Source organism: Mycobacterium intermedium (assembly GCF_002086275.1).
Taxonomy (GTDB): Bacteria; Actinomycetota; Actinomycetes; order Mycobacteriales; family Mycobacteriaceae; genus Mycobacterium; species Mycobacterium intermedium.
The window spans coordinates 1-395 of record NZ_MVHT01000333.1 but is presented as its reverse complement, the minus strand read 5'-3'; the positions used below and the strand labels follow the sequence as shown (position 1 = coordinate 395).

1 protein-coding gene is annotated in these 395 nt (G+C 58.0%); it reads right to left on the bottom strand.

Annotated features, from left to right (window positions below):
* On the bottom strand, nucleotides 1-346 hold a 346-nt coding region (locus BST27_RS30915; RefSeq protein WP_249025756.1), incomplete at its 3' end, for a pentapeptide repeat-containing protein.
* Nucleotides 347-395 lie beyond the last annotated feature (49 nt).

Genomic DNA, 395 nt, shown 5'->3' with positions numbered 1-395 from the left:
CCCCTACATTGCCGCTACCCACATTCGCATCACCGATATTGCCGCCACCCACATTCCCATCACCCACATTGCCCACACCGGTATTCCCCGACCCCACATTCCCTGAACCCACATTGGAACTACCCACATTGCCGCTACCCAGGTTGAAATCACCCAAATTCGCACTACCCAGGTTCATCCCGCCATGATTGGCGAACCCCGCACTGAACAAACTCACCTTGTCCATACCCTGGGAGAACAACCCCGCCAACTGATCACCCACATTGCCCACACCCGAGCCCAAACTCACGATCGTGTTACCCCACCCCGACACCTGATCACCCAGGTTGAACGCCCCCGAACCCAACGACCCCACATTCCCGAACCCCGAGGCACTGCCCTGGCCACTGTTAAAG